Raw genomic sequence first — 25,702 nt, 5'->3', positions numbered from 1 at the left:
CCGGAACCGTGGAAATGCATTGACTTACCCTCTCTTTTCGACACATCCTGCCGTTACAAGGAATTGATAATCACGAATCGTACGATGCATCGATGACTGTCGACGCGAAGGAAGCACGACAGGCATGAAAGCAGGATAGAGGAAAAAAGATGGCAACAGCCCCGAAAGGAAACCCGAAAGTCGTCCCGATCGAGGAGGCGGCAGGCGACGCCGCGCCGCCGCAAAAGAAATCGAAGAAAAAGCTCATCTTGATGCTGGGCGCAGTGCTGCTGATCGCCGCCGGCGGTGGCGGCGCATGGCTCTTCATGGGCGACAAGACCGCAGAGGAAGGCGCTCCCGCCAAGCAGGAGCCGCCCAAGCCACCGGTATTCGTTGCGATGGAACCGTTCACCGTCAACCTGCAGCCCGAAGCGGGCGAGCAATACCTGCAGGTGCAGTTCACGATCCAGGTAGCCGACGAAAAGCAGGTCGAACTGATCAAGCTCTACATGCCGCTGGTACGCAGCAGGCTGCTGCTGCTCCTGTCGAGCAAGAAGCCGTCCGAGCTGTCCACACCGGAAGGCAAGAAGAAGCTGCAGGAAGAAATCGTTGCGGCGATCAAGCAACCCTTCACACCGCAAAGCCCGCCGCAGGGCATAAGCGGCGTGTTCTTCACGTCATTCGTCATCCAGTAATACCATGGCTGATAATTTCCTTTCCCAGGAAGAAGTCGATGCCCTGCTCAAGGGCGTCACCGGCGACCAGGACGACAGTGCCGCGCCGGAAGACGACTCGGGGATACGTCCGTATAACCTGGCCACGCAGGAACGCATCGTCCGTGGCCGGATGCCGACGCTGGAAATCATCAATGAACGCTTCGCGCGCCTGCTGCGCATCGGCCTGTTCAACTTCCTGCACCGCAGTGCGGAAGTCTCCATTGGCCCGGTGCGCGTGCACAAGTACAGCGAATTCATCCGCAACCTGGTGGTGCCGACCAACCTGAACCTGGTTCACATGAAGCCCCTGCGCGGTACCGCGCTGATGGTATTCGACCCGAACCTGGTGTTCCTGCTGGTCGACAACCTGTTCGGCGGCGACGGCCGCTTCCACACCCGCGTGGAAGGCCGCGACTTCACGCAGACCGAACAGCGCATCATCCAGCGCATCCTCGGCATCGTCTTCGAAACCTACGCCAAATCGTGGGAGCCGGTGTACCCGGTCGAATTCGAATACGTGCGCTCGGAAATGAACACGCAGTTCGCCAATATCGCGACGCCGAACGAAGTGGTGGTGGCGACGACATTCACGATCGAACTCGGCCCCGTCAGCGGCGAAATGCACTTCTGCACACCCTACTCGATGATCGAACCGATCCGCGACATCCTCACCAGCAGCCTGCAAGGCGAGACACTGGAAATGGACAAGCGCTGGGTGCGACTGATGACGCAGCAGATCCAGACCGCCGAGGTGCAACTGGTCGCCGACCTGGGAACCGCCCGCATGACACTGGGCGAAGTGCTCAACATGAAAGAGGGAGACGTCATTCCGCTCGCCATTTCAGAAGTTGTCCAGGCGAAGGTCGACGGCGTTCCCGTGATGGACTGCACCTATGGCAAGTTCAACGGCCAGTACGCGCTGCGCGTGGAAAAGCTGTTGACTCACAGCTCAAACGAACTTATGCAAGGAGATGAACATGGCTGACGAAAACGATAGCCAGAGCTCAGCCGACGACGATTGGGGCGCGGCGCTTGCCGAGCAGACCCAGGCGGAAGCCGCGGCTGCGGCAAAGCAGGCGAGCCCGGCGATGTTCCAGGATTTTTCCGGAGCAGGAATCAAGACAGGGACGCACAACGACATCGATTTCATCCTCGACATCCCGGTCCAGCTGACCGTGGAACTCGGCCGCACGAAGATCGCGATCAAGAACCTGCTGCAACTCGCCCAGGGTTCGGTGGTGGAACTCGACGGCCTCGCAGGTGAACCGATGGATGTGCTGGTCAACGGCTGCCTGATCGCGCAGGGTGAAGTCGTGGTGGTGAACGACAAGTTCGGTATCCGCCTCACCGACATCATCACGCCGTCGGAGCGTATCCGCAAACTGAACAAATGATCCGCTCTCTTTCGTTCCTGACCATCACCCTGCTGGCCAGCCTGCCCGCACGGGCTGCCGAAGAGGCGGCTTCCACTGCCTCCACAGCCTCCGCCGGCAGCCTCATCCAGGTTCTCTTCGGCCTGGCCGTGGTACTCGCCCTCATGGCCGGCACCGCATGGATGCTCAAGCGCATGGGGATGACCGGCGCCGGCGGCAACAGCGTGGCCAAGGTCGTCGGTGGTGTCAGTGTCGGCAACCGCGAACGCGTCGTCGTCGTGGAAGTCGGCGAGCAATGGATCGTTGTCGGCGTCGCACCCGGCCGCGTCAACGCCCTTGCCACCATGCCGCGCCAGGAAACGATGCCTGTCGTCGCGGAGGCGGACAACACAAAGAATTTCGCCGCCTGGCTCAAGCAAACCATTGACAAGCGTAATGGCAATTAATCTCCCGCGCGTCGCGCGATCCACCGCGAAGACCCTGGGTTTCCTGCTTCCGATTGCACTGCTCGGCATGCCCCTTCTGGCTGCCGCGCAGGCCGGCATGCCGGCCATCACCAGCACCCCCGGTCCGGGCGGAAGCCAGACCTATTCGCTCAGCCTCCAGACGCTGATCCTGCTCACCGCATTGTCGGTACTGCCGGCGGCGCTGCTGATGATGACGAGCTTCACCCGCATCGTCATCGTGCTCTCGCTGCTGCGCCAGGCGCTCGGCACGCAAACGGCACCGCCCAACCAGGTCCTGATCGGACTCGCCCTGTTCCTGACGCTTTTTGTCATGGGGCCGGTGTTCGACAAGATTTACGTCGATGCCTACCAGCCGCTGTCGGAAAACAAGATCAACATGACGCAGGCGCTGGAGCGTGGCGCCGCTCCGCTGAAGACCTTCATGATGAAGCAGACGCGGCAGGCCGACCTGGCGCTGTATGTGAAGCTGTCGAACACGCCCGCATTGAACGGTCCGGAAGATGTGCCGCTGCGCGTGCTCATTCCCGCTTTCATCACCAGCGAACTGAAGACGGCGTTCCAGATCAGTTTTGCGATCTTCATCCCCTTCCTGATCATCGACATGGTCGTGGCAAGTATCCTGATGTCGATGGGTATGATGATGATGTCGCCGGCGATTGTTTCCCTGCCCTTCAAGCTGATGCTGTTCGTGCTCGTGGATGGCTGGCAGCTGCTGATCGGCTCCCTTGCCCAGAGTTTTTACTAAGGAATATTCATGACTCCGGAAAGCGTAATGACCATGGGCCGGCAGGCCATCGAAATCACCATCATGATCTCCGCGCCCATGCTGCTGGTCGCACTGGCCATCGGTCTGATCGTCAGTATTTTTCAGGCTGCAACGCAGATCAATGAAACGACGCTTTCGTTCATTCCAAAGCTGATTGGTATTTTCATCGCCATGATCGTTGCCGGGCCCTGGATGCTGACCGTCATGCTCGATTACATGCGGCAGATGTTCACCGGCATACCCGGGATGGTGGGATAGCAGCATCCCCAGGACACGCGCCCCTGGCAGACAACCCGCCATGACTACCGGGCGCTCTGCAACGACAATCCACTGATGATCACCCTCAGCAGCGCCGAACTCAATACCTGGATCGCCGCCTTTCTCTGGCCCATGACTCGCATCCTGGGGCTGATCGCGACCGCTCCCCTGTTTGGCAACCTCAGCATCCCTGTGCGTGTCAAGATCGGGCTTGGCATCATGCTGACACTGATCATTGCGCCCACTGTTCCAGCCGTACCGGCAGCAGATCCGATGTCCCTTGCGGGGTTGCTCATCACCATCCAGCAACTGCTCATCGGCCTGTCCATGGGCTTCGCGATGCGCGTTGTATTCGCTGCCGTGGAAATGGCCGGGGAAGTCGCAGGCCTTTCGATGGGCTTTGGCTTCGCCACGTTCTTCGACCCGCAAACGCGCGCGCGCACGTCGGCGATCGCCCAATTTCTCTCGCTGCTGGCCTTGATGCTGTTTTTGGCGCTCAACATCCACCTGTCGATGGTGGCAACGCTGGCCGAAAGTTTTGTCAGCATGCCGATTTCGGCAACCGCTATCGACGGCCTGGCTTTCCGTCAGATCGCAAATTGGGGGGGAACGATATTCACCGCAGGGGCGCAACTCGCCCTGCCCGTTATTGCCGCCCTGCTCCTGACCAATATCGCACTCGGCATATTGACCCGCGCAGCACCGCAACTGAACCTGTTCGGCATTGGCTTCCCGATTACGCTCGGAGCGGGATTCATCGTCATCGCGCTCATGCTGCCCTACATCACGCCGCCATTGGAAAGAATGTTCCAGCAGGGCCTGGAAACCGTAGGCAGGGTTCCGGTATCGGCACAGCCTGCAAAGAGGTAGCAAAAAAATGGGCGGCATCCAGCCGCCCATATGCACAACGAGTAAAGCCGTCGATCAGCGCAGGAAATCGAACAAGGACAGCGATGTCACTTTCATGAACGATTGCTGCGAAGCCTGCAGCGCCGTCTGCTGCTTCATCAATTCCGTAATTGCCGATACGTAGTCCAGGTCCTGCAAATCGGACAATGTCTTCGCATACTGGATGTTCAGGTCCGCGCCGAGGTTATCGAGCGACTCGATTTCCTTCATGCTTGCGCCGGTGCCCGCGCGTACCGTCAGTATATGGTCCAGCGCCTTGTCGATGTTTGCACTGGCCACTGTCAGTCCGCTGTTGTACTCGGTCTTGTCAGCCGCAGTCGCCACAGGCGTCTGCAACACGCCGATCAAATCCTTGATCGTCGTAAAGACACTCTGGGTCGTTGTCGGCCGTACCGTGTACACGTCGTTCGCCGCAGCGCCGGTGATCGTAAACTCGAGCCCCTGGACTTGAATTGCCTGGCCGCTCGTATAGGCAGCGGTCGCGACCGTCACGGCTGGTGTCGCGTTGGTCGTGATGGTGTAGTTCGTACCCGTGGCGTCCAGGGCAATGTTGTAGCCGGAACCGGTCAGTTGATCGACATCGAAGATGGCTGCCTTCGAAATCGTGCCTGTAGCCGGGGTGCCCGGGCCGGTCGAGAACGTCTTGCTGCTGCTGATCTGCTGGAAGACTTCGCTGCCGTTCTGATTCACCTCGAGCTGGCGGCCGTTGTGAACCTGCAGCTTGAATTGCCCCTGGTCGCCCGAATAGGTCGCACCGGTCGCTGAAGCCGCGAAGGGTTCGGTTGTATTCTGATAACCCGCAAAGATGTAGTTCCCGACACCATCGCGGGTATTGGCCAGCCCGAGAAGTTCGTCGTATCGCCCTTGCAGCTCGGTTGCGATGAACTGGCGCTCCGCGTTCGACAGGGCACCGTTGCCAGCCTGCACGATCAGTGTCTTGACGTCCTGAAGCACTGCGGTAACACCTTGCAGCGCACCTTCGGTCATGCTCAGCGCATCCATTGCCGACCGGCGGTTGACCGCGAACTTCTCGTTGACTTCCTGGGAGTTCGTCACTTCCAGGGCCCGCGCGGACGCCACCGGGTCATCGGACGGCGTGGTAAGCCTCTTTCCAGTCGAAACCTGCTGCTGCGTCTTGGACAAACCCGTTTGAAGCTCACCCATCCGGGCGACGCCCTTGTCATAAATCGTATTCGTACTAATGCGCATGATATTTTGCTCCGGATGGATCAAGCACCGCCGAGGTCAAGCAGCAGTTCAAACAGCTGGCTCGCGGTCTGCATCACCTTTGCCGCTGCCTGGTAGGCTTGCTGGTAACGCATGAGGTTTGCCGCTTCTTCATCCAGGTTGACGCCGGACTCCGACTGATGCGCCTGGACGGCGGCGGCAAGCAGCTTTTCTTCCGCCTTTCCGGTGACTTCCAGCTCGCGCGTCTTGTTGGCGACCTGGCTGACCATATGCGTATAAGCGTTCTGGTAGGTCATTCCGCCTTCGAGCGTGTTGGCCGTCTGGAGGCTGGCGAGCCGCAGCGCGTTTCGATTGTCGCCCACGCCGCCGGTATTGGGTCCGATCGTAAACGTGTCACCGGTGGCAGGTGTACCGGAGATCTGGATCGTCCATCCGTTGTACGTGATGTTTCCGCCGGACGTATATGCCTGGTTAACGGGGTTACCGGTGCCGGTACCGTTGACGTTATACGTTCCGTCCGCGTTGAAGGTGATCGTGACCGGTTGCTGCAGGTTGACATTGGAGGCATTGACAGTGCCAGCGCTGACCGAAGCAGTACCGGTATTGGCCAAGGCGGCTGCGGTGCGGATAGGCGCAGCCGCTGCGATATTCTTGATATCGGTGATCGCAACCCCGAAACTGGTCGCCCCTTCCCGGGTCGGCTGGATGACGTACTCGTCATTCGCACCGAAAGCGGCAGGTGCCGACGCAGAAGCGATCGTGATGCCGTCGATCGTCTGCGGGAACGTGGTAAACGCCGGGAATGTCGTGTTGTCCGAGAGACGCGTGACCGTGAAGTTGCCACCGACATGCGTCAGTCGATAATCGCTTGTCGTCAGCTGCGAGGCATCAGTGATCGTTGCGGTCACGGCCCCTGTTCCGGTGTTCGCGGTACTGGCATTGACACGCGGAGAGCCCGTGGCAAAGAAGGCACCGCCGAGGGCTCCGGTCTGGTCCTGGCCGAGACCGTGCTGCGCGTTGAAGGTTGCAGCCAGGCCGATGGCAACCCTGCCCAGCGCATTCTGCGCCGCATCGAGGGAATTATTCCGGAAATCAAGCAGCCCGCCCAGCTTGCCGCCGGTGATACTGCTGTCCGGGATCCTCGTCGCCGTGCCGTTGGAGACGTATGCCAGCTGAAGTTTGCTCGCGTCGGTGGTATTCACTGCGGCCGTCAGCTTGAAAACTTGCGTACCAACAGTCAGGGCCTGGCCGCTACCCATGAATACGTTGTAGCTGTTGCCCTGCTTGACCACCGAAACCTTTACTTCCTTGCTCAGTTCTGCGATCACCTGGTCGCGCTGGTCAAGGAGGTCGTTTGCAGGTTTTCCCTCGCCTGCGGTTCCCTGGGCTTTCTCGATGGCGTCGTTCAACGCACCAATCTGCTGGGCATACGTATTGATGGCACTGATGCTGCTGGTAATCTGACCGTTGAGCGACTGGCGCATCTCATCGAGGCGGCCGCCGATACTGTCGAAACGCGCCGCCATTGCTTCCGCCGAAGACAACATGGCTTGCCGGGATGCCGCGGAACCGGGATTGCTAGCGACGTCCTGTACACCCTCGAAAAAATCCTGCATGGTGGCCGAGATGCCGGACGTGGCATCAGCAAGCATGTTGTCGATCTGCTTGATCTGCGCGTAATAGCTGTCGATCGCGCCTTTCGTTGTCTCGCCGGCAACGACCTGATTGTGCAGGAATTCATTGAAAACACGACGAATCGTCGAAACCTCGGTGCCCTTTCCGATGAAACCTACACCAATATCCTGCCCGGCCGACGCGCTCTGCACGACAACCTGCCGGCTGTACCCGGGCGTGTTCACGTTCGCAATGTTATGGCCCGTGGTGACCAGGCCTTGCTGGGCTGCGGTCAGGGCGCTTTGGCCTGCGCCAAGGATGGAAGTGTTTGCCATGGTGATGTTTCTTTATCGAGGGATCGCTATCAGTATCAACGGCAAGGATGGCGGGAAACTTGAGGGTATACCAGGCAATCCGTTGATGCACCCGTCAGGCGGACATTGTCTGCTTGATAATGCGCGTCAGCTTGGCGGCGTATTGGGGGTCTGTGGCATAACCGGCGCGCTGCAAGCCTTGCGCGAAACCTTCGACGCTCCGCGAATTCGCAATGACGGCTTCATATCGAGGATTCTTGCTCAATAGATTGGCGTAATCGCGAAAGGCGTCGGCATAGGTATCGTATGCCCTGAATTTTTCGACCTTGGTCTGGGGCGAGCCGTTGACATACTCCGTTGTCACGGCTTCAACAACTTTCCCCTTCCAGCCGCCAGTAGCCTTGATACCGAACAGGTTATGACTTGCCGCGCCGTTCGCCCCCACGATCTCGCGCTTGCCCCAGCCGCTTTCAAGCGCCGCCTGGCCAAGCATGAACTTGGCCGGGATGCCGGTTGCGCGGCTTGCCTCTTCCGCATGCGAGCCAAGGCGCTCAAGGAAACCGCGGACATGCGCAGGCTGTGACGGGTTGGGCTTGACGCTGTCCACCGCGCCGGTTGCCGCCGGCGGCTCGAAGGATGGCAAAGGCAAGGGGGTAGCCGTGCCGCGTGTCAGCGACGGAGGCATGATGGTCGACAGGTCGCCCTCTTCCGGCACAGCGTTGTCGCCGAGCCTGGTCGACAACTGGCGGAACAGGGCATCGGCCAGGCCGACACCCTTGCTCGCCAGCGTCTGGCTGAGCTGCTGGTCGAGCATGGATGTGTACATGCGGCTCTGCTGGCTGTCGAACAAGCCCTCTTGGGGCGTCGCCTCGCGCATGCTCTTGAGCACCATGTTCATGAACAGGGCTTCGAACTGTTGTGCCGCCCCCTTGAGCGCTTCCGGGGAGTTCTGGCGCGCGCTTGTCCGAAGCTCGTTGACGTCCTTGACGTCGATGGCGAGTTTTCCGTTGAGGTTGGCTGGGCTGATCATGTCAGATGATTTCCAGTTCCGCGCGCAATGAGCCGGCTGCCTTCATGGCCTGCAGGATGGCAAGAAGGTCCTGCGGCGTGGCGCCGATGGCATTCAATGCCTTGACCACATCGGCGAGCGAAGTGCCGCCCTTGAGCAGCAACACCTGCCCGGGTTCCTTCTGGATCTCGATCTGCGACGTCGAAGCGACGACGGTCTGCCCGGCAGACAGGGGCGCTGGCTGGCTGATGACAGGCTGGGTATTGATGACCACCGACAGGTTGCCGTGCGAAACAGCGCATGCATCCAGCGTGACAGCCTGGTTCATGACGACGGAGCCGGTGCGCGCATTGAGGATCACCTTTGCCTGCATCTGGGCCGGCGTCACCTGCAGGCTTTCCAGGACGCCGAGGAAGGCGACCCGTTCGTCGCTGCCTTGCGGAGCGCGCACGCGGATCACCCGGCCGTCCTGCGCGGCCGCCGTTTCCGGCCCGAAGCGGCGGTTGACGGTATCGACCACGCGGCTGGCGGTGGAAAAATCCGTTTCATTCAGTTCAACGTAGATGGCATCTTCGCGGCCAAGCGCGCTCGGCACGGCCCGTTCGACCGTCGCGCCTGCTGAAATACGGCCGACGCTCAGATGATTGACCTGCGCCTTGCTGCCGCTTGCGGAAGCCCCGACACCGCCGACCAGCACGTTGCCCTGTGCGATACCGTACACCTGCCCGTCCGCGCCTTTCAACGGCGTCATCAGCAACGTGCCGCCGCGCAGGCTTTTGGCGTTACCCATCGACGATACGGTCACATCGATCGTTTGTCCCGGCCGCGCAAAGGCTGGCAGCGAGGCCGTCACCACGACGGCAGCCACGTTCTTGAGCTGCAGGCTGGTTCCGGGCGGCACAGTCACGCCGAGCCCTTGCAGCATGCTGATCACGCTCTGCACAGTGAACGGCGTCTGCGTAGTCTGGTCGCCGCTGCCGTCGAGGCCAACGACCAGACCGTAGCCGATCAGCTGGTTCTGGCGGACGCCCTGGATCGATGCCAGGTCTTTCAACCGCTCGGCGTGGGAAACCGGTGCAGCAAGAAGCACACAGGCACCTGCTGCCGCGACGGCGATGGACCTCAGGGTACGAAGCGTTAAGGCGACCGGTTTCATTTCATCCACTCGATACGGTTACAACGGCAGGATGCTCAAGAAGAAGCGCGTCAGCTGCGACATCATTTCTGCCTTGTCGATCCGGCTGTTGGTGCGGTATTCCACGCGGGCGTCGGCAACCAGCGTCGACGACACCACATTGCCGCTGACGTTATCCGGATTCACGATGCCGGAGAAGCGGACATACTCGACGCCCTTGTCGAGCGCGACCTGCTTTTCGCCGCTTACGACAAGATTCCCGTTTGGCAGCACGTCGACGACCGTGACTGCGATTGTTCCAGTAAAGGTATTGCTTGAGCTCGACGTGCCCTTGTCCTCGAACTTGTTGGCCGATTCGGCGTTGAGGGCGGCCTTGGCAGTTGTCGTTGCAGGAATACCGAACAGCGTCGGCGCGCCAAACTCGACACTTCCACTCTTGCTGGCGGTGTTCGCGGCAGACTTGCCAGCACTGGTCCGCTCATTGATCGAAATGGTCAGCATGTCGCCGACCATGCGCGCACGGCGGTCTTCAAACAGAGGCCGATACGCCGATGCCTGGAAGATGGCGCCGTTGGCTTGCGGGACAGGCGCATTGACCTGGGGCCGCACATTGGTTGGATGCTGAACGATGGTATCCGGAACCGTCGCGCAGCCGACCATTGCAGCGGCAGCAAGCACACTTGTCAGGATCTTGGAAAAACCTCTCATTTCAGCCCCTTGCCGTTTCGATCAGATCTGCGACAAGCGTTGCAGCATCTGGTCGGAAGTCTGGATGGCCTTGCTGTTGATCTCATAGGCGCGCTGCGTCTGGATCATGCTGACCAGCTCCTCGACCACGTTGACGTTCGATGTTTCGACATAGCCTTGCGCGATCAGACCGGCGCCATTCGTGCCTGGCGTATTCGTGCTTGCGGTACCTGATGCGGCAGTTTCGACATAAAGGTTCTCGCCACGGGACTCCAGGCCTGCCGGGTTGACGAATGTCGCCAGCTGGATTGCGCCGATCTGCGTCGGAGACGACTGGCCGGGTTGGGTCACCGAGACAGTACCGTCGCGGCCAACGGTAAAGGTGATCGCATTCGCCGGAATGGTGATTGCAGGCTGGATCACGAAACCGTTCGCCGTGACCAGCTGGCCGTTGGCATCCATGCTGAACGAACCGTCGCGCGTATACGCCGTGCTGCCGTCCGGCATCAGCACCTGGAAAAATCCGGCGCCCTGGATCGCGATGTCCTTGTCGTTGGAGGTTTGCTGCAGGTTCCCCTGGGTAAAGATGCGCTCGGCCGCGACCGGACGCACACCGGTGCCGATCTGAAGGCCGGTGGGCAGCTGCGTTTGCTGCGACGACTGTGCGCCGGGCTGGCGGATGGTTTGGTAAAGCAGGTCCTCGAACACCGCGCGCGAACGCTTGAACCCCGCGGTATTGACGTTCGCGAGGTTGTTCGAGATGACGTCCATCTGCGTTTGCTGCGCGTCCAGACCGGTTTTGGAAATCCAAAGTGAACGGATCATTTCATTTTTCTCCAGGTTCCTGCTTCATTGTGCCGGGCCCGTCAAGCATTGATTGACAGGAGCTGCGCTGCTTTCGTCTCGTTGCTCTCGACATTCTTGAGCAGGTTCATATGCGTCTCGAACTGGCGCGCGAGGCTGATCATGTTGACCATCGCATCCACCGTGTTGACGTTGCTGCCTTCGAGCGCGCCACCGGCGACACGGACATTGGCGTCGGCGTCCGCCGCGTCCCCGCCGCGAACGCGGAACAGCCCGTCATCGCCCCTCACGATCGTTTCCTCTGGCGGATTGACGAGCTTGATCCGTCCCAGGGGCGTTACCGCGCGGGCGCCGGTAGTCGCCACCGCCGAAACGGTGCCGTCGCCCCCTACCATAATCGAGACATCCGGCGGGACGGCAATCGGTCCGCCGTCACCCATGACGTTCAATCCAGTCTGCGTCTGCAGGACGCCGTTCTCGCTGATCTTCAGGCTGCCGTTGCGCGTATAGGCCTCGGTGCCGTCATCGAGCTGCACGGCGATCCAACCCTTGCCCTGCACGGCCACGTCCAGGTCGCGGCCGGTGTTCTGGATCGGACCGGGAGTGAAGTCTGTCCCGACGGTCGCGTCGACGACAAAGGCCCGCGTAGGCAGGCCTTCCCCGATGACGGGCACCGTGCGGAATGAATCCAGCTGGGCCCGGAAACCGGTCGTTGTCGCGTTCGCCAGGTTGTGCGAAGTATTGGCCTGCTGTTCCAGGATATGCTTCGCGCCGGTCATGGCGGTATATATCAGGCGGTCCATTCGTTCTCCATGCAATGCCGGCTATCACGCCTGCACTACGGCTCCAGATGCATTACCTCAGGTTCACCAGGGTCTGCAGGATCTGGTCCTGCGTCTTGATCGTTTGCGCGTTAGCCTGGAACACACGCTGCGCGGTAATCATGTTTACCAGTTCCGCGGTCATGTCGACGTTCGAGTCTTCCACGGCGGAGGACTGGATCAGGCCCATGCGGCCGGAGTTCGGCGTACCGATCAGTGCCACGCCCGAAGCCGCGCTTTCCGCCCACTGGTTGTTACCCAGAGGTTGCAGGCCGTTCGGGTTCGAGAAGTTGGCCAGGACTACCTGACCAAGGGTAGATGTCTTGCCGTTGGTATAACGGCCGGTGATGATGCCGTCGGAACCGATGTTGAAACCGGAGAGGCGACCGGATGCAAAGCCGTTCTGGCTCGTGGAGTTCACGCCAAAGACCGAACCGAATTGCGTTGCCGCGCTCATGTCCAGGTTGATACCGGTTGCGCCGTTGAGCGGCGTTTCCGCACCGTTCGTCAAGGCCATGCTGATCGTTCCCGGAGAACCGGACAGCAGCGTGCCGTCATTGTTGAAATTAAGCGTAGTGATAGCACCAGCACCGATAGTACCGGTCGTGCTCGACGCGAAAACCTGCCAGGTATTGTTTGCCGTCTTGCGGAAGTTGAGCTGCACCACGTGCGAATTGCCCAGGGAATCGTACACAGTCACCGAGGTCGACTTGTTGAAAGCCGGCGCAGCCGTAATCGCCTCGCTGGAGTCGAGGTTGAACTGGATCTCGATATTGCTCGTGTCCTGTGGAGAAAGGTCGGCGGTACTGATGCGCAGGTCAGTCGGACTGCCGGTCGAAAGCACGCCCAGGTTGTTGGCGGAAAAGCCGCTCAGGCGCCCGCCATCCGCGCTCACAATGAATCCGTCCTTGTCGATCTGGAACTGGCCGTTGCGCGCATAGCTGATGGCGCCATCCTTGTTGAGACGGAAGAAGCCGCCACCGTTGATCGCCATATCGAGCGCGCTGTTCGAGGCAGTGATGTTGCCCTGGCTGAACTGCTGCGCGATCTGGGAAACCCGGGTACCGATACCGGCGGTACCGATGCCGGAAGTGCCGCTCAACGAGTTGGCATACACGTCCGCGAACTGCGTCACTGCCGCCTTGAAGCCGACGGTGTTGGCGTTGGCGATGTTGTTGCCGATCGTCTCAAGCTGTTTGGATGCGCCATTGAGACCGCTAAGACCTTGTTGAAAACTCATTTCACTTCTCCTTGATTCAGGCTACCTGGCAACGGTATTAAAGAATTTGCTTCACGTCGGACATGGTGAAATCGCCGACACCGGGCAAAGTGAGCTTCACACCTTGCGCATTGGATGTAACGCTGTTCACGACGCCGAACGACAGGTTGGTCGCTTCCACCTTTTCATTGCCGCGCGTCGCTGTCACCTTGAAGGTGTATTCCCCATTGGCGGCAGCTCCTTTACTCGTTTCACCATCCCACGCCAGCGGATGGATACCCGCCTTCAGTGCGCCGAGGTCCATCGAATGCACGGCCTTGCCGGTGGAGTCCGAAATCGTGACGACGACCTTGTCGGCCGGCTCCGTCAGTTCGAGGCCAAGCAACGCCTTCTTGTCCTGGAGTTCGAGGCTGGAACCCGGCACGAACACGCCGTGCCCGATCATGTTTGCAGCTGCCACCTGCTGGCTTGCCTGGTAGCTCCCCATCAGGGATTCCATGGTGGCATTCAGCTTCTCGATGCCTGTCACGGTGGACAGCTGCGCCAGCTGGCTGGTGACCTGGGCATTGTCCAGAGGATTCAGCGGATCCTGGTTCTTCATCTGCGTCACCAGCAGCGTCATGAAACGGTCCTGCGCATCCTGCGTGGTCGACGTCGCCTTTTTCGCAGGATTCATGGCAGCCATGAGATCCTCGTTAACCTTGTTGTTCGTCTGTACGGTGGTCATTCAATACTCCTGGCTTACTGGCCCAGCGTGAGCGTCTTCAGCAGCATGGTCTTGGCCGCATTCGCAACTTCGACGTTGTTTTGATATGAGCGCGATGCCGAGATCATGTTGACCATCTCCTCCACCACGTTCACGTTCGGCATCGCGACATAGCCCTTTTCGTCGGCCTGGGGATGCTTGGGGTCGTACACCATCTTGGGCGGCGACGGATCCTCCACCACCTGTTGCACCTTCACGCCGCTGGCGCCCGGCGTGTTCGAGGGGACTGCCTGAAACACGACCTGCTTGGCCTTGTACGTCTGTCCCGTTGCGCTTGTCGTGCTGTCGGCGTTGGCAAGATTGCTGGCAACGGTATTCAGGCGCTGGCCCTGCGCACTCATTGCCGAAGCGGATACATTGAGAATATTAAACAGCGACATGATTATTGCCCCTGTACGGCTGCAAGCAGCTTCTTGAGTGCGCCGCCCGCGAAAGTGATGCTCGCTTCGTAACGCAGCGCGTTATCGGCGAATTTTGCGCGTTCGGCATCCATATCGACCGTATTGCCATCCACGCTGCCCTGTGCCGCGGTACTGTAGAGCAGCGGCACGCCACTGGCTGTCGTTGCTGCCTTGCCGCTCAAATGATTGGGCGACGTCTTCACCATCGCCCCGTCAGCCGCGGCCGAACCGGGCGACATGGCCTGCTTCAGCGCACTGTTGAAGTCGATATCACGCGCCTTGTAATTCGGCGTATCGGCATTGGCGATGTTCGAAGCCAGCACCTGCTGCCGCTCCGAGCGCAGACGCAGCGCGGCCTGGTGGAATTGCAGCGCCTCGTCAAGCTTCCCGATCATGACTACCTCCGGAGACTTCGGTTACAAAAAAGACAACTCGAACCGATGATGGATTAATGTAGGCTTGATCATACGGAGGGCGATGTCACACCTATCGAACGAGAAGACTTCAAAACTGTCCCTTATTCATCATTTTGATTCACCACTCCCTCTTTAACATGTAGCCTGCAATGAATCCCTTTTTCGCCACCCTCTCTGCCGCCGCGGCAGTCGCTCTGTGCGTTTTGCCTGGCCTCGTCCACGGCCAGACGCAGCGCCAGGACACGTCCCTGGTCAGACAGGCCGTCGAGCAGTTCCTTCGCGTCCAGACGGCGGGACTACCCGGAGAGGTAAATATTTCGGTCGGCAATGTGGATACCCGCACCAACCTCCCGCAGTGCGCGGAACCGCAGGCATTCATGCCGAACGGCAGCCGCATCTGGGGCAAGACAACCGTCGGTGTGCGCTGCACCACGCCCTCCCCCTGGACCATTTATGTCGCTGCAACGGTACAGGTCATCGGTGAGTACGTCATCACCGCCGCCCCGCTCGCCCAGGGACACGCGGTTGGCGCGACAGACGTGGTCAAGATCAAGGGGGACCTGACAGCATTGCCAAACGGAATCATTACCGATGCCAACCAGGCAATCGGCAGGACCGTCGCCATTTCACTGCCGTCCGGCGCGCCGCTGCGCAGCGATAGCCTTCGCAGCCAGCCGGCAGTGCAGCAAGGACAATCCGTGCGCGTTGTCTCTTCCGGCCCCGGATTTCGCGTTTCCGCCGAAGCACGGGCACTGAATAACGCTTCCGAAGGTCAAATAGCGCAGGCAAGGACAGCTTCGGGACAAGTCGTCAGCGGCATCGCCAAGGCTGGCGGCATAGTGGAAGTAGGCTATTGAGCGACAAGAGATTTTTCCGGAATTCTGCAATCAGGCGCTAAAGTTTCCCGAAATAGCGTCGATAAGAAAGATGACAAGCAGTAGAAGACCAACCAGACAAGGAAAATGCCGTGAAAATCGATGACTCACTCAAGAAAACCGGAGGGTTGGGCGTTGGCACAACGCAAACCCGGTCCGGGAAAGGGGCAGACAAGGCTGCCCCTGTCAGCCCGGCTCCGGCCGGCTCTGACACCGTCAAGCTTTCTTCGAAGCTGGAATCGCTGGCCCAGGTTGGCGGCAATTCCGTGTTCGACGCAAAGAAGGTGGAAGAAATCAAGGCCGCAATCGCGGAAGGCCGGTTCCAGGTGGACGCTGAAAAGGTCGCCAACGGTCTGCTCGATACGGTCAACGACTTGATTCGTACTCGCAAGGCTTAAGAAACACATGCAATCTCTCGGTAATACACTGGCGCAGACCCTCGCTGAAGAAGTCCGTGCCGCAGGCGCCCTGCTCGATTTGCTCCGTCTGGAGCAGGCACACCTTGTCGATGCCAACATCGATGAGCTGATCAAGGTTACCGAAGAGAAGACGAAAATCGTCGCCCGCATGGGCGAACTCTCGCTTGGCCGGCATCGCGCCCTGGCTGGCGCGGGATTGGAAGCCAGCGAAGAAGGCATGCAGAAATGGGCCAGCAGCCCGACCACTGAAGCCTCCGCCGCCCAATCCTGGACCGCATTGCTTCAGCTTGCCCGCGAGGCGAAAGAACTGAACCGCACCAATGGCATGCTGATCGGCCGCCATCTGAACCGCAACCAGGCTGCCCTGAATATCCTTCAGGGTAGCGGCGAAGGCGGCAACATGTACGGCCCGAACGGCCAGTCCGCATCGCAATCCGGCAGCCGCCGCCTCGTCATCGGCTGATCCGATCGATGCCGGTGCCGCGCGCATCGGCGAATTCCCCGCTTCAGCAGCTTACCGCGGCGCCTTCACCGGCACTTCCGTCGCATTTTCCGGCAGGTTGGACAGAATCATGACCGACACCCGCCTGTTGCGCATCCTGCCTTCCGCCGTATCGTTCGGTCCGACCGGTTGCGTCGGTCCGTGACCGACCGCCGTCATGCGCTTTTCGGCGATGCCGCTGTCAATGAACAACCTGACAACGCTCGACGCACGTACCGAGGACAATTCCCAGTTTGACGGGAACTGCGCATTCTTGATCGGAACGCTGTCGGTGTGCCCTTCCACCTGGATGGCGTGATCGTCATTCCTGAGGACGTCGGCCACTGCACGCAATGCCTCGCTGCTTTCCCCGGAAAGTCTGGCATCGCCCGGCGCAAACAGGACGCTCGCATTGATTTCGACGTTCACCCCGCGCGCGCTCTGGGTTACGCGCACCTTGCCCTGCTGCACCAGCGGCGCCATGACGTCCTGGATATTGCGCGCTACGGTGGTGAGCTGCTCCTTTTCGCGGCGCAGCGCCTCGTTATTGCGCTGCCGTGGCGGGAGCACAAGGGGCAAGCCGGTTGGGGCTGCCTCTGCCTGGACTTTCGCCGTCGGCACGCGGCCGAATGCATTCACGAGCGAATTCGACAGTACGCGGTACTTGCCCTCATTGATGGAGGACAGCGCGTACATCACGACAAAAAAGGCAAACAGCAGCGTAATGAAGTCGGCGTAGGACACCATCCAGCGGTCATGGTTGTCGCTGTCGTCGTCGTATTTTTTTCGCGCCATGATTGCCGGTGATGATCGCTAGCGATACGCGAGGATGCGCTCTTCGATGACGCGCGCGTTATCGCCGTTGGCAACGCTGCAGAACACATCCGTCAACATCTCGCGCCGGCGCACTTCGTCTGCAACGATGGTCTTGAGCTTGTTGGCAATGGGCAGGAACACCATGTTGGCAAGGCCGACCCCATAGACCGTCGCCACGAATGCCACCGCAATGCCGCCGCCAAGCTTGCTGGGGTCGGTCAGGTTCTCCATCACCTGGATGAGACCGAGCACCGCACCGAGAATGCCGATGGTCGGCGCGTAACCGCCCGCCGCCTCCCAGATCTTCACTGCCTGGCGCTCGCGCCGCTCATAAGTGGAAATATCGGCTTCAAGGATTTCGCGGATCTTGTAAGGATCGATGCCATCAACGATCAGGCGCAATCCCTTGACCGTAAACTGGTCTTTTACCGATTCGACGTAGCGTTCCAGACTCAGCAAGCCTTCACGGCGTGCCGTCGCACTCCAGAGCGTGATTTGCTGCGCCAGTCCGAGCGTCTTGTCGGGAGGAGGAACGAAAACCCACTGGAGCATCTTCGCGCCGCGCAGGAACGTCGCCGTGCCGCTTTGCAGCAGAACGGCACCCATCGTTCCGACCACGACAATCACAAAGGCCGCCGGCTGGATCAGCGAATCGATGTGGCCACCCTCCAGCGCCTGCCCGAACAGGACGCCGACGATGCCGATCGCGAGGCCGGCTAAGCTAGCCCAGTCCACGCCTGCTCCCGCAATCTCGAACGCATGCGCGCGATTGCCTGGCTGTGCAGCTGGCAGACGCGCGATTCGGATACGCCCATCACGGCGCCGATTTCCTTCAGGTTCATCTCCTGCTCGTAGTAGAGACCCATCAGGATTTTTTCCCTCTCGGGCAAGGCTTCGATGGCGCGAATGACGGCATCGCGGAAGCCGGTGTTCATCAACGCCTTCAAGGGATCGCTTTGCTCGTCGATGCAGTAGCGGTCGAGGAAATGCTCGCCCTCGTCCTTGTCGTTGAAATCCTCGTAGTAGACCAACTGGTGGCCGCTGCCTTCATTGAGCATCTCCTGATACTCGTCCAGCGAGAGCTTCAGCTCCTTCGCGATTTCCGCTTCCAAAGGTGCGCGGCCGAGCTTTTGTTGCAATTTATTCATCGCAACTTCAATCTTGCGCATGTTCTGGCGGATGCTCCGCGGGAGCCAGTCGCTGCTTCGCAGCTCATCCAGCATGGCGCCGCGGATACGCTGCACCGCATAGGTTTCGAACTGCGCGCCGTGGTTTTCCTCGTAACGGCTCACTGCGTCCAGCAGGCCGATCATGCCGGCCTGGATGAGGTCGTCCACCTCCACGCTTGGCGGCAGTTTGGCTTTCATCTGGTGTGCCAGCTTCTTTACCAGAGGCGCGTGCTCCTCCAGCAGCTGGTTCTTGTCGGATTTTCCGCTAACGGTGTACATAGTTTTCGGGTGCGAGAGTCAGCACCAGTATCAGAACCGCCATGTTATCCCGCTGCGGCCATATCCGACAACACAACCCTCCCTGCCAGGCGCCTGAACGCCACCGATGCCCCCGCCAGAGGGAAGGCATCGACCACTGCGCGGCCGAGGTGCATGGCACGCTTCAAATGCTCGTCGGCCGGGACCGAGCCCATCGAATTCAACTTGACAGCCAGATAACGGTTGGCCGCCTTGGCCATGTTTTCATAGACCACCTGCGCTTCCTTGTCGGTGGCGCCGGTGATGAGGATACTGAACGGTCGGCGGCCGAGCTTGTTGTTGAGACGCTTGATGAGCGTGTAGGCAACCTTGATCGATTCCGGGTTGTTCGCGACCTGCACGACGATCTCGGTGTCGTTCAGGGCCGGGATGGCGAGAGAATCTTCCTTGTCGAGTTCGGCATCGACGACCACGATGTCGGCGCGGGTGGCGAGCTGGTCGAATGCATCGTCCATGCGGCTTGCCAGTTCTGCATCCTTCACTGCGCTCCGCTGCAGGCCGCGCTTGAGTGCAGCCACGCCAAAGCCTTGCGGCATCTGCTGGATCGCATCGTCGAGCCTGCGTTCCTGCCTTGCGATCTGGGTCAGCGTGGCGCCGCGCAATGCGTCGAGGCGAGAGGCTATCCCTTCCGATGCGAGGCTTGCATCCACCAGCAACACATCGCGTCCGGCCTGCGCCAGGGACGCGCCGAGGTTGACGAGCATGGCGCCCTTCTCTTCGTCGGAAGCAGCAGACAGGAAGGTAAACACACGCGGCTTCGGGCCGGTGAGCATGCGCCGCAGGCCTTCTGCCTGGTCGAAATCAAAACTAGCCAAGGGTCACCTCGCGCAAACCTTTGTCGTTCATTGCTGCCGCCGCACCAATGATCAGCGGGAGTTCGTCGTCCTGGTACTGGAACGGCGCCGTCTCTCGCTTGAGCTTGAAGGCGCGGTCGATCAGGTAATGCTGGTTGGGGACGTGCAGGTCTTCCGGAACGCGCTGGCCGTTGGCCACGTAGTACAGGTTGAGCTTCTGGCGGATCAGCACATCGAGGACATTGCCGACCGTAGCCGCTTCATCGAGTTTGGTAATGATGCAGCCGGCGAGCCCGCCGCCCTGGTAGGAGCGCACCACTTCATTCAGCGTCTCGCCGGTGGAGGTGGCTGACATGCAGAGCAGGCGCTTCACTTTCGCATCCGTGCCGGAGAGCATGGCAATCTGTTCTGCCACCATCTTGTCGCGCTGGCCCATGCCGACCGTGTCGATCAGGACGGTATGCTTGTTCTTCAATTCCTCCAGCGCGATGCGCAGGTCGGTCTCGTCCTTCACGGAGTGCACCATCACGCCGAGGATCTTGCCGTAGATGCGCAACTGCTCGTAACCGCCGATACGATAGCCGTCTGTCGTGATCAGTGCGAGCTTGCCGGCACCGTGGCGCATCACGCAGCGCGCCGCCAGCTTGGCGGTCGTCGTTGTCTTGCCCACACCGGTCGGTCCAACGAGCGCGTAGACGCCGCCCTTTTCCAGGATTTCGCTCTCGTTGCCGATGACGTTCAGGTTGCGTGCGAGGACGGATTTGACCCATGCCAATCCGTTTTCTGTTTTTTCGCCCGCAGGCAGCTTCTGTGTCACATAGCGTGCAAGACTGGCACTGAAGCCGGCTGAGAGCAATTCGCGCATCACGTTGGCCTTGATCGGCTCGCGCTTCTGCTGGCTGCTCCAGGCGATCTCGGCCAGCTGCGATTCCAGCATGCCGCGCATGGCGCGCAATTCGGACATCACTTCCGAAATATCAGCACTGCTGCGTTCTTTCGCAACGCCATTACGACTCGCGGCAAGCGCGTCGGCGAGGTTGGATGCCTGGTCGCTATCGATGGGGCGGCCTGCGCCGAATGCGGGTGGCGCAGCCTCGGGCACAACTTCCGGCTGGCGCTTGACGCCGAATGCGGCGAGGGTCGATTCGGAAAGCGGCGCCTTGGCAGGTTTCTCGATCACAGGCTCGGCCAGCGAAGACATGTCTTCCGGCGCGAGGGCAAGGATCTCGACCATGCCATTGATGGTCCGGTTGGAGAGGATCACCGCATCAGGGCCCAATGCTTCGCGCACCAGCCGCCACGCATCGCGTGAGGTTTTTGCGGAGAATTTTCTTACGTTCATGCTTGGCCTCCAACTAGGCTTGTAACTCGTATCGTCTTGGAATCAGGAAGTTCAGCGTGCGACAGCACCTTCAGCTGTGGCAGCGCGCGGCGCAGGAAACGGGCGAGCAATGCGCGCAGCGGTCCCGGCACCAGCAATACCGGCGGCAACCCCATCTGCTCCTGCTGGCGCGCCGCACGTTCGGCCTGCTGCGCGATCGTGTCGGCAAGACCCGGCTCGATGCCGGCGCCTTCCGGGCCGCTCGACTGCAAAGCCTGCATCAGGATGCGTTCCAGCCGGCTGTCGAGGGTGATGACGGACAGCTCATTGGACGATGGGAAAATCTGCTGGACGATCGCACGGCCGAGCGCGACGCGCACCTGTGCCGTGAGTTCGTTCGGATCCTGGGTGGCCGGACTGTATTCCGACAGCACCTCGATAATGGTGCGCATGTCGCGGATATGAACGCCTTCGACGAGGAGGTTCTGCAGCACTTTCTGCAGGGTCGAGAGGGAGACGACTTTCGGCACCAGGTCTTCGACGAGCTTGGGCGCTTCCTTGCCGAGGTGGTCGAGCAATTGCTGCACTTCCTGGCGGCCCAGCAGCTCGGCTGCGTGGGTGGTAATGAGGTGGTTCATGTGGGTCGCGATCACGGTGCCGGCATCGACCACCGTGTAGCCCATCGCCTGCGCCTGGTCGCGCAGGCCGGCATCGATCCAGGTCGCCGGCAGGCCGAATGCCGGATCGGTCGTCGCCACGCCGGGCAGATTGCCCTGCACCATGCCGGGATTGATCGCGAGGAACTGCCCGACGTATGCCTCGCCCTGCCCGACTTCCACGCCCTTGAGCGTAATGCGGTAAGCGGAAGGTTTGAGTTCGAGGTTGTCGCGGATGTGAACCGGCGGCGAGAGGAAACCGACTTCCTGCGCAAACTTCTTGCGAATGCCCTTGATGCGGCGCAAGAGCTCGCCGTTCTGCGACTTGTCGACCAGCGGAATCAGGCGATAGCCGACTTCCAGTCCGAGGGTGTCGACCGGCATGATGTCCTGCCAGGTTGCCTCTTCTACTTCCGGCGCGGTCATGGCCACTTCAGGTTCCGGAGGCGGGGCTTCGGCCACGCGCTGGTTGCGCTTCTTGAGCAGGTAAGCGCCACCGCCAAGCGCACCGCCCAGCAGCAGGAAAGCGATGTGCGGCATGCCCGGAATCAGGCCCATGCCGCCGATGATGCCACCGGTGATGTACAGGACATCAGGTTTGGCGAACAGCTGATTGACCAGCTGGCCGCCGATGTCCTGCTCGCTCGCGACGCGGGAAACAACCACGCCCGCTGCGGTGGAAATGATCAGCGAGGGAATCTGCGCAACCAGGCCGTCGCCGATTGCCAGCAGCGTGTAGTTCTTGATCGCGGCATCGAAGGCCAGGTCATGCTGCACCATGCCCACGATGAGACCGCCGAAGATGTTGATGACCGTGACCAGGATGCCGGCTACGGCATCGCCGCGCACATATTTACTTGCACCGTCCATGGCGCCGTAGAATTCGGCTTCCTGCGCCACTTCGGTACGGCGCCGGCGCGCTTCCTGCTCGCCGATCATGCCGGCGTTCAGGTCGGCATCGATCGCCATCTGCTTGCCCGGCATCGCATCGAGGGCGAATCGCGCACCCACTTCGGCGATACGCCCGGCGCCCTTGGTGACGACCACGAAGTTGATGATGGTCAGGATGATGAACACCACGATACCGACCGTATAGTTCCCGCCAATCAGGAAATGGCCGAATGCTTCGATCACCTTGCCCGCCGCATCCGGGCCGGTATGCCCCTCGGTCAGCACGACACGCGTCGATGCAACGTTCAGCGACAGGCGCAGCATGGTGCTGACCAGGAGCACGGTCGGGAACACCATGAAATCCAGCGGCTTGACCGTATACAGGCTGGTCAGCAGCACGATGATCGACAGCGCGATGTTGAAGCTGAAAAAGATATCCAGCGCAAATGCCGGCAGCGGCAATACCATCATCGCCAGCATCATGATGATGAGGAGAGGCGCAGCAAGCGCCTTGCTCGATTGTCCGGTCAGCCACGCAGGCAGAGTCAGGCCGTTCATTGCATCAATCCATTGTCAGGCGTTGCTGGCTTGGCGTTCAGCGGATCCATATCGGCCGGCACGTCGATCTGCTCCGGCACGGACGGACGGACGCCGCCGTGCTGGCCATAGGCGCGCAGCTGGAATACGTAGGCAAGCACTTCCGCGACAGCGGTATAGAGCGCCGCCGGGATCTCGTCGCCCAGTTCTGCGTGGCGGTACAGCGCACGCGCCAGCGGCGGCGCTTCGAGCATGGCGACCTTGTGTTCCGTGGCGATTTCGCGGATCTTCGCGGCGACTTCGTCGGCGCCCTTGGCGACAACGACCGGCGCGCGCATCTTGCCTTCGGTGTACTTGAGCGCGACGGCATAGTGGGTCGGGTTGGTCACCACCACGTCGGCGGTCGGGATTTCGGCCATCATGCGGCGCTTGGCCATCTCGCGCTGCAACTGGCGGATACGCGCCTTGACCATCGGGTCGCCGTCGGACTCCTTGGACTCCTGCCGCACTTCTTCGCGTGTCATCTTGAGCTTGTTCGCGTAATGCCACATCTGGTACGGAGCGTCGATGAGTGCAATCACGACCAGGCCAAAGACGATGGTGATGAATCCGGTGAGCAGCATGCTGCCGAGGTGTGCCCAGCCGGTATGGAGAGGCTCCGCACTCAGTGCGAGCATTTCCTCGGTCTGGCTCGAGATCACAATCCATGCAATAACGCCGACGAGCAACGCCTTTCCGACCGCCTTGACCAGCTCCACCAGGGAGCGAGTGGAAAACATGTTGCCGATGCCGCTTAACGGATTGAGGCGCGCAAAATTGGGCATCAGCGCCTTGGTGCTGAACAGCCAGCCGCCGATCAGCAGCGGCGAGCCCAGGGCGACCAGCAGAAGGATGCCTGCCAGCGGCGCAAGGCCGATCAGGACATCAATGAGGCCGGGAACGATACGGGTCAGGAGAAGGCTGAAATCGAAGGCTTGCTCCCGCTCCAGCGTGAGGCTGGAGGAAAGCATGCTGTTGAGGCGACGGATAAGCTGCTCTCCGGAGAACCAGAGACCAAGCCCGGCAGCCAGCAAAACAGTACAGGTGGCCAGTTCCCGCGACCGGGGAACATCGCCTTCCTCTCGCGCCTGCTCCAGTCTTCTGGGCGACGCGGGTTCTGTTTTTTCGAGATCGCTGTCTTCGGCCACTGCCGGCTCCTATTTTTCCCGCAGTGCGCTCCGGACGACGCACTAGGGACGAATAGGAAGGATTATTCGCGATATAACAGAATCGCTATCGCGGGAATAAGTGAGGAAACCCCCCGTTATTCATTGCCGCTGGATAACGGGGTCAAGAGCGGGAGGAATTCAGATCTTCAGGCTCTGCGCCCATGCCAGCGCGGACATCTGCGCCTGGTTGACCTGCTTGGCGCCGATACAGAGCGACATTGCCATCGAGTCAACATTTTTCGAGTTCAGCTCGCATGCTTCTGCGAGTGCCAGGAAGGGACCGTAGATGCCTTCACGGCTCAGCAATGCCTGGGTGACCGATTCGGACAACTGGATCTTCTCCAGCACATCTTCCATCGGCACACCGAGCAGCTTGTCGAGCAGGGAAAACATGCCGGCGACGAAGAGGTTCTCCGCCTCGTTCTTGGGCAAAAAGGTGCTGCCAAGCAGCTCGGAGAATCGTCCGCGAATGACAGCTGTCTGCATCAGCACGGGCGAATATCCTGTCGTTGTCGCGGTTGCCAGCAGCAGCGCCAGCCAGCGGTACAGCGGCGAGTATCCAAGCATCGTCACCGCATGCTTCAGAGACTGGATTTCGCAGCCAAGGCCGAAACCGGCCGAGTTGATGTAGCGAAGCAGCTTGTAGGACAAGGCCGCATCCCGCTTCAAGACGCCCTCGAGCTGCTTGACATCGGCATTGCGGCGCACCATGTCCATCAACTGGAGGATCATGGCTTGCGCCGGATTGAGCTCCTTCGAGTGGTTGCCGGGGCGCGGCGACAAGTGCAAATGGCCGGCGAATGCATACATGTGCAACTGGGCGCACACATCGTATGCCTGCCAGCTACTGACATTCCTTGCCACCAGCCGCAGCGACGGCATCCCTAGCGACCGGTAATACTGCACCTGCGGTACGAAATCAGCGCCACCGACCTGCAGCTCGAAATGCGAGAGATGCGGAAGCAGGCTCTTGTCGATGCTGGCCAGGTTGGCATCGCGAATGGAGATGCCGTAACCTTTTGCGCGCATTGCGCGGATCGCAGTTGCCGCCTCTTCATTGGCGACGTCGGCGCCGCGGAAGGCAAGCACTGTCCCTTTGGGCGACAGGGCGGAGAATACCTCATGCTCCAACAGGGCGGGCGAGGCTTCGATGAACAGAATCTGGTCGCCGAGCAAGGCGCCGGAGTCGGTATTGTTGAGCTGGTCCGCAACAAACTGTGCAAGCGAGACAATCTCGGCCGCCGTGGGACGTCGTCCTGCGATGTTCGTATGCTGCCAGTACAGTTCGTAGCCGAGCACTCTTTCCTGCGAGTTAAGCAGCGGCTCCCGAACGATAAAGTGCTCTTGTTGCATGAATGGGCTAGTTGTTGGAATT

Annotated in this window: 29 protein-coding genes; 10 read left to right on the top strand and 19 right to left on the bottom strand. The window is 60.4% G+C overall.

The annotated features are described in order from the left end of the window. Positions 1-149: 149 nt before the first annotated feature. The 7 genes from fliL to fliR all read left to right on the top strand — a co-directional run bounded on the left by fliL (position 150) and on the right by fliR (position 4,429). Positions 150-674: a flagellar basal body-associated protein FliL gene (gene fliL, locus AC3WOY_RS23405; RefSeq protein WP_492428173.1), complete on the top strand. Its 525-nt coding sequence runs from the start codon at positions 150-152 to the stop codon at positions 672-674. Between the two features lie 4 nt (positions 675-678). Next, positions 679-1,680 carry a flagellar motor switch protein FliM gene (gene fliM, locus AC3WOY_RS23400; RefSeq protein WP_492428171.1) on the top strand — a complete coding sequence of 334 codons (1,002 nt, stop codon included), beginning with the start codon at positions 679-681 and terminating at the stop codon, positions 1,678-1,680. Continuing rightward, positions 1,673-2,089, top strand: coding sequence for a flagellar motor switch protein FliN (gene fliN / locus AC3WOY_RS23395; RefSeq protein ID WP_492428169.1), 417 nt, complete (start codon positions 1,673-1,675; stop codon positions 2,087-2,089). The genes fliM and fliN overlap by 8 nt, the downstream gene beginning before the upstream one ends. Next, positions 2,086-2,514 carry a flagellar biosynthetic protein FliO gene (fliO, locus tag AC3WOY_RS23390; protein WP_492428167.1) on the top strand — a complete coding sequence of 143 codons (429 nt, stop codon included), beginning with the start codon at positions 2,086-2,088 and terminating at the stop codon, positions 2,512-2,514. Before fliN ends, fliO begins: the two co-directional genes overlap by 4 nt. 67 nt (positions 2,515-2,581) lie before the next feature. Continuing rightward, positions 2,582-3,280 carry a flagellar type III secretion system pore protein FliP gene (gene fliP / locus AC3WOY_RS23385; protein WP_492429392.1) on the top strand — a complete coding sequence of 233 codons (699 nt, stop codon included), beginning with the start codon at positions 2,582-2,584 and terminating at the stop codon, positions 3,278-3,280. 9 nt (positions 3,281-3,289) lie between these two features. Next, positions 3,290-3,559 (top strand): flagellar biosynthesis protein FliQ, encoded by a 270-nt coding sequence (fliQ, locus tag AC3WOY_RS23380; protein WP_492428165.1) that lies wholly within the window; start codon positions 3,290-3,292, stop codon positions 3,557-3,559. Positions 3,560-3,634: 75 nt separating this feature from the next. Continuing rightward, on the top strand, positions 3,635-4,429 hold the full coding sequence (gene fliR / locus AC3WOY_RS23375) for a flagellar biosynthetic protein FliR (protein WP_492428163.1): 795 nt from the start codon (positions 3,635-3,637) through the stop codon (positions 4,427-4,429). A gap of 54 nt (positions 4,430-4,483) precedes the next feature. Here fliR and flgL read toward each other — a convergent pair whose 3' ends face one another. The 11 genes from flgL to flgB form a co-directional block, all read right to left on the bottom strand. After that, positions 4,484-5,677 carry a flagellar hook-associated protein FlgL gene (gene flgL, locus AC3WOY_RS23370; RefSeq protein ID WP_492428161.1) on the bottom strand — a complete coding sequence of 398 codons (1,194 nt, stop codon included), beginning with the start codon at positions 5,675-5,677 and terminating at the stop codon, positions 4,484-4,486. A gap of 20 nt (positions 5,678-5,697) precedes the next feature. Next, entirely contained in the window at positions 5,698-7,605 is a 1,908-nt protein-coding gene (flgK, locus tag AC3WOY_RS23365; protein ID WP_492428159.1) for a flagellar hook-associated protein FlgK, read from the bottom strand. A gap of 94 nt (positions 7,606-7,699) precedes the next feature. Further along, the gene (flgJ, locus tag AC3WOY_RS23360) at positions 7,700-8,614 is read right to left on the bottom strand and encodes a flagellar assembly peptidoglycan hydrolase FlgJ (RefSeq protein ID WP_492428157.1); all 915 of its coding nucleotides are present in this window, start codon (positions 8,612-8,614) and stop codon (positions 7,700-7,702) included. A 1-nt stretch (position 8,615) separates the two neighbouring features. Beyond that, positions 8,616-9,749: a flagellar basal body P-ring protein FlgI gene (locus AC3WOY_RS23355; protein ID WP_492428155.1), complete on the bottom strand. Its 1,134-nt coding sequence runs from the start codon at positions 9,747-9,749 to the stop codon at positions 8,616-8,618. Between the two features lie 18 nt (positions 9,750-9,767). Further along, complete coding sequence (locus tag AC3WOY_RS23350) at positions 9,768-10,436, bottom strand: flagellar basal body L-ring protein FlgH (RefSeq protein WP_492428153.1); 669 nt, start codon at positions 10,434-10,436, stop codon at positions 9,768-9,770. 21 nt (positions 10,437-10,457) lie between these two features. Then, a complete protein-coding gene (flgG, locus tag AC3WOY_RS23345) occupies positions 10,458-11,240 on the bottom strand; it encodes a flagellar basal-body rod protein FlgG (protein WP_492428151.1) in 783 nt (260 codons plus the stop codon). A gap of 41 nt (positions 11,241-11,281) precedes the next feature. Next, positions 11,282-12,022, bottom strand: coding sequence for a flagellar basal-body rod protein FlgF (flgF, locus tag AC3WOY_RS23340; RefSeq protein ID WP_492428149.1), 741 nt, complete (start codon positions 12,020-12,022; stop codon positions 11,282-11,284). Positions 12,023-12,074: 52 nt separating this feature from the next. Further along, positions 12,075-13,280, bottom strand: a complete 1,206-nt coding sequence (flgE, locus tag AC3WOY_RS23335; protein WP_492428147.1) for a flagellar hook protein FlgE — start codon at positions 13,278-13,280, stop codon at positions 12,075-12,077. 37 nt (positions 13,281-13,317) lie between these two features. Continuing rightward, the gene (locus AC3WOY_RS23330; RefSeq protein WP_492428145.1) at positions 13,318-13,986 is read right to left on the bottom strand and encodes a flagellar hook assembly protein FlgD; all 669 of its coding nucleotides are present in this window, start codon (positions 13,984-13,986) and stop codon (positions 13,318-13,320) included. Positions 13,987-14,000: 14 nt separating this feature from the next. After that, positions 14,001-14,405, bottom strand: a complete 405-nt coding sequence (gene flgC, locus AC3WOY_RS23325) for a flagellar basal body rod protein FlgC (RefSeq protein ID WP_420477226.1) — start codon at positions 14,403-14,405, stop codon at positions 14,001-14,003. A gap of 2 nt (positions 14,406-14,407) precedes the next feature. Further along, a complete protein-coding gene (flgB, locus tag AC3WOY_RS23320; RefSeq protein ID WP_492428143.1) occupies positions 14,408-14,821 on the bottom strand; it encodes a flagellar basal body rod protein FlgB in 414 nt (137 codons plus the stop codon). Between the two features lie 170 nt (positions 14,822-14,991). Between flgB and flgA the strand changes: the two genes are divergently transcribed. The 3 genes from flgA (at position 14,992) to AC3WOY_RS23305 (ending at position 16,599) form a co-directional block, all read left to right on the top strand. Continuing rightward, positions 14,992-15,699, top strand: coding sequence for a flagellar basal body P-ring formation chaperone FlgA (flgA, locus tag AC3WOY_RS23315; RefSeq protein WP_492428141.1), 708 nt, complete (start codon positions 14,992-14,994; stop codon positions 15,697-15,699). A 110-nt stretch (positions 15,700-15,809) separates the two neighbouring features. After that, positions 15,810-16,115 (top strand): flagellar biosynthesis anti-sigma factor FlgM, encoded by a 306-nt coding sequence (flgM, locus tag AC3WOY_RS23310; protein WP_492428139.1) that lies wholly within the window; start codon positions 15,810-15,812, stop codon positions 16,113-16,115. Between the two features lie 7 nt (positions 16,116-16,122). Further along, positions 16,123-16,599, top strand: coding sequence for a flagella synthesis protein FlgN (locus AC3WOY_RS23305; RefSeq protein ID WP_492428137.1), 477 nt, complete (start codon positions 16,123-16,125; stop codon positions 16,597-16,599). 51 nt (positions 16,600-16,650) lie between these two features. Here AC3WOY_RS23305 and motD read toward each other — a convergent pair whose 3' ends face one another. From motD to AC3WOY_RS23265, 8 genes are all read right to left on the bottom strand, one after another. Continuing rightward, a complete protein-coding gene (gene motD, locus AC3WOY_RS23300) occupies positions 16,651-17,412 on the bottom strand; it encodes a flagellar motor protein MotD (protein ID WP_492428135.1) in 762 nt (253 codons plus the stop codon). 18 nt (positions 17,413-17,430) lie between these two features. Further along, positions 17,431-18,168, bottom strand: coding sequence for a flagellar motor protein (locus AC3WOY_RS23295; RefSeq protein WP_492428133.1), 738 nt, complete (start codon positions 18,166-18,168; stop codon positions 17,431-17,433). Further along, the gene (locus tag AC3WOY_RS23290) at positions 18,150-18,881 is read right to left on the bottom strand and encodes an RNA polymerase sigma factor FliA (RefSeq protein WP_492428131.1); all 732 of its coding nucleotides are present in this window, start codon (positions 18,879-18,881) and stop codon (positions 18,150-18,152) included. Before AC3WOY_RS23290 ends, AC3WOY_RS23295 begins: the two co-directional genes overlap by 19 nt. Positions 18,882-18,925: 44 nt before the next feature. Further along, the gene (locus AC3WOY_RS23285; RefSeq protein WP_492428129.1) at positions 18,926-19,735 is read right to left on the bottom strand and encodes a MinD/ParA family ATP-binding protein; all 810 of its coding nucleotides are present in this window, start codon (positions 19,733-19,735) and stop codon (positions 18,926-18,928) included. Further along, positions 19,728-21,056, bottom strand: coding sequence for a flagellar biosynthesis GTPase FlhF (gene flhF, locus AC3WOY_RS23280; RefSeq protein WP_492428127.1), 1,329 nt, complete (start codon positions 21,054-21,056; stop codon positions 19,728-19,730). Before flhF ends, AC3WOY_RS23285 begins: the two co-directional genes overlap by 8 nt. Beyond that, positions 21,053-23,140, bottom strand: a complete 2,088-nt coding sequence (flhA, locus tag AC3WOY_RS23275) for a flagellar biosynthesis protein FlhA (RefSeq protein WP_492428125.1) — start codon at positions 23,138-23,140, stop codon at positions 21,053-21,055. Before flhA ends, flhF begins: the two co-directional genes overlap by 4 nt. Further along, positions 23,137-24,306 carry a flagellar biosynthesis protein FlhB gene (flhB, locus tag AC3WOY_RS23270; RefSeq protein ID WP_492428123.1) on the bottom strand — a complete coding sequence of 390 codons (1,170 nt, stop codon included), beginning with the start codon at positions 24,304-24,306 and terminating at the stop codon, positions 23,137-23,139. The genes flhA and flhB overlap by 4 nt, the downstream gene beginning before the upstream one ends. Before the next feature lie 159 nt (positions 24,307-24,465). After that, a complete protein-coding gene (locus AC3WOY_RS23265) occupies positions 24,466-25,680 on the bottom strand; it encodes an EAL and HDOD domain-containing protein (RefSeq protein ID WP_492428121.1) in 1,215 nt (404 codons plus the stop codon). Between the last annotated feature and the right edge of the window lie 22 nt (positions 25,681-25,702).

The sequence above is a fragment of the Noviherbaspirillum sp. FW303-A3 genome (assembly GCF_058788695.1).
Note: the sequence above shows the minus strand (reverse complement) of the source record. Positions and strands in the feature narration are given on the sequence as shown.

Bases quoted from the DNA above. Each gene is read 5' to 3' on its own strand.
- fliL (WP_492428173.1), top strand. From the start codon at position 150: ATGGCAACAGCCCCGAAAGGAAACCCGAAAGTCGTCCCGATCGAGGAG.
- fliM (WP_492428171.1), top strand. From the start codon at position 679: ATGGCTGATAATTTCCTTTCCCAGGAAGAAGTCGATGCCCTGCTCAAG.
- fliN (WP_492428169.1), top strand. From the start codon at position 1,673: ATGGCTGACGAAAACGATAGCCAGAGCTCAGCCGACGACGATTGGGGC.
- fliO (WP_492428167.1), top strand. From the start codon at position 2,086: ATGATCCGCTCTCTTTCGTTCCTGACCATCACCCTGCTGGCCAGCCTG.
- fliP (WP_492429392.1), top strand. From the start codon at position 2,582: ATGCCCCTTCTGGCTGCCGCGCAGGCCGGCATGCCGGCCATCACCAGC.
- fliQ (WP_492428165.1), top strand. From the start codon at position 3,290: ATGACTCCGGAAAGCGTAATGACCATGGGCCGGCAGGCCATCGAAATC.
- fliR (WP_492428163.1), top strand. From the start codon at position 3,635: ATGATCACCCTCAGCAGCGCCGAACTCAATACCTGGATCGCCGCCTTT.
- flgL (WP_492428161.1), bottom strand. From the start codon at position 5,677: ATGCGCATTAGTACGAATACGATTTATGACAAGGGCGTCGCCCGGATG.
- flgK (WP_492428159.1), bottom strand. From the start codon at position 7,605: ATGGCAAACACTTCCATCCTTGGCGCAGGCCAAAGCGCCCTGACCGCA.
- flgJ (WP_492428157.1), bottom strand. From the start codon at position 8,614: ATGATCAGCCCAGCCAACCTCAACGGAAAACTCGCCATCGACGTCAAG.
- AC3WOY_RS23355 (WP_492428155.1), bottom strand. From the start codon at position 9,749: ATGAAACCGGTCGCCTTAACGCTTCGTACCCTGAGGTCCATCGCCGTC.
- AC3WOY_RS23350 (WP_492428153.1), bottom strand. From the start codon at position 10,436: ATGAGAGGTTTTTCCAAGATCCTGACAAGTGTGCTTGCTGCCGCTGCA.
- flgG (WP_492428151.1), bottom strand. From the start codon at position 11,240: ATGATCCGTTCACTTTGGATTTCCAAAACCGGTCTGGACGCGCAGCAA.
- flgF (WP_492428149.1), bottom strand. From the start codon at position 12,022: ATGGACCGCCTGATATATACCGCCATGACCGGCGCGAAGCATATCCTG.
- flgE (WP_492428147.1), bottom strand. From the start codon at position 13,280: ATGAGTTTTCAACAAGGTCTTAGCGGTCTCAATGGCGCATCCAAACAG.
- AC3WOY_RS23330 (WP_492428145.1), bottom strand. From the start codon at position 13,986: ATGACCACCGTACAGACGAACAACAAGGTTAACGAGGATCTCATGGCT.
- flgC (WP_420477226.1), bottom strand. From the start codon at position 14,405: ATGTCGCTGTTTAATATTCTCAATGTATCCGCTTCGGCAATGAGTGCG.
- flgB (WP_492428143.1), bottom strand. From the start codon at position 14,821: ATGATCGGGAAGCTTGACGAGGCGCTGCAATTCCACCAGGCCGCGCTG.
- flgA (WP_492428141.1), top strand. From the start codon at position 14,992: ATGAATCCCTTTTTCGCCACCCTCTCTGCCGCCGCGGCAGTCGCTCTG.
- AC3WOY_RS23305 (WP_492428137.1), top strand. From the start codon at position 16,123: ATGCAATCTCTCGGTAATACACTGGCGCAGACCCTCGCTGAAGAAGTC.
- motD (WP_492428135.1), bottom strand. From the start codon at position 17,412: ATGGCGCGAAAAAAATACGACGACGACAGCGACAACCATGACCGCTGG.
- AC3WOY_RS23290 (WP_492428131.1), bottom strand. From the start codon at position 18,881: ATGTACACCGTTAGCGGAAAATCCGACAAGAACCAGCTGCTGGAGGAG.
- flhF (WP_492428127.1), bottom strand. From the start codon at position 21,056: ATGAACGTAAGAAAATTCTCCGCAAAAACCTCACGCGATGCGTGGCGG.
- flhA (WP_492428125.1), bottom strand. From the start codon at position 23,140: ATGAACGGCCTGACTCTGCCTGCGTGGCTGACCGGACAATCGAGCAAG.
- AC3WOY_RS23265 (WP_492428121.1), bottom strand. From the start codon at position 25,680: ATGCAACAAGAGCACTTTATCGTTCGGGAGCCGCTGCTTAACTCGCAG.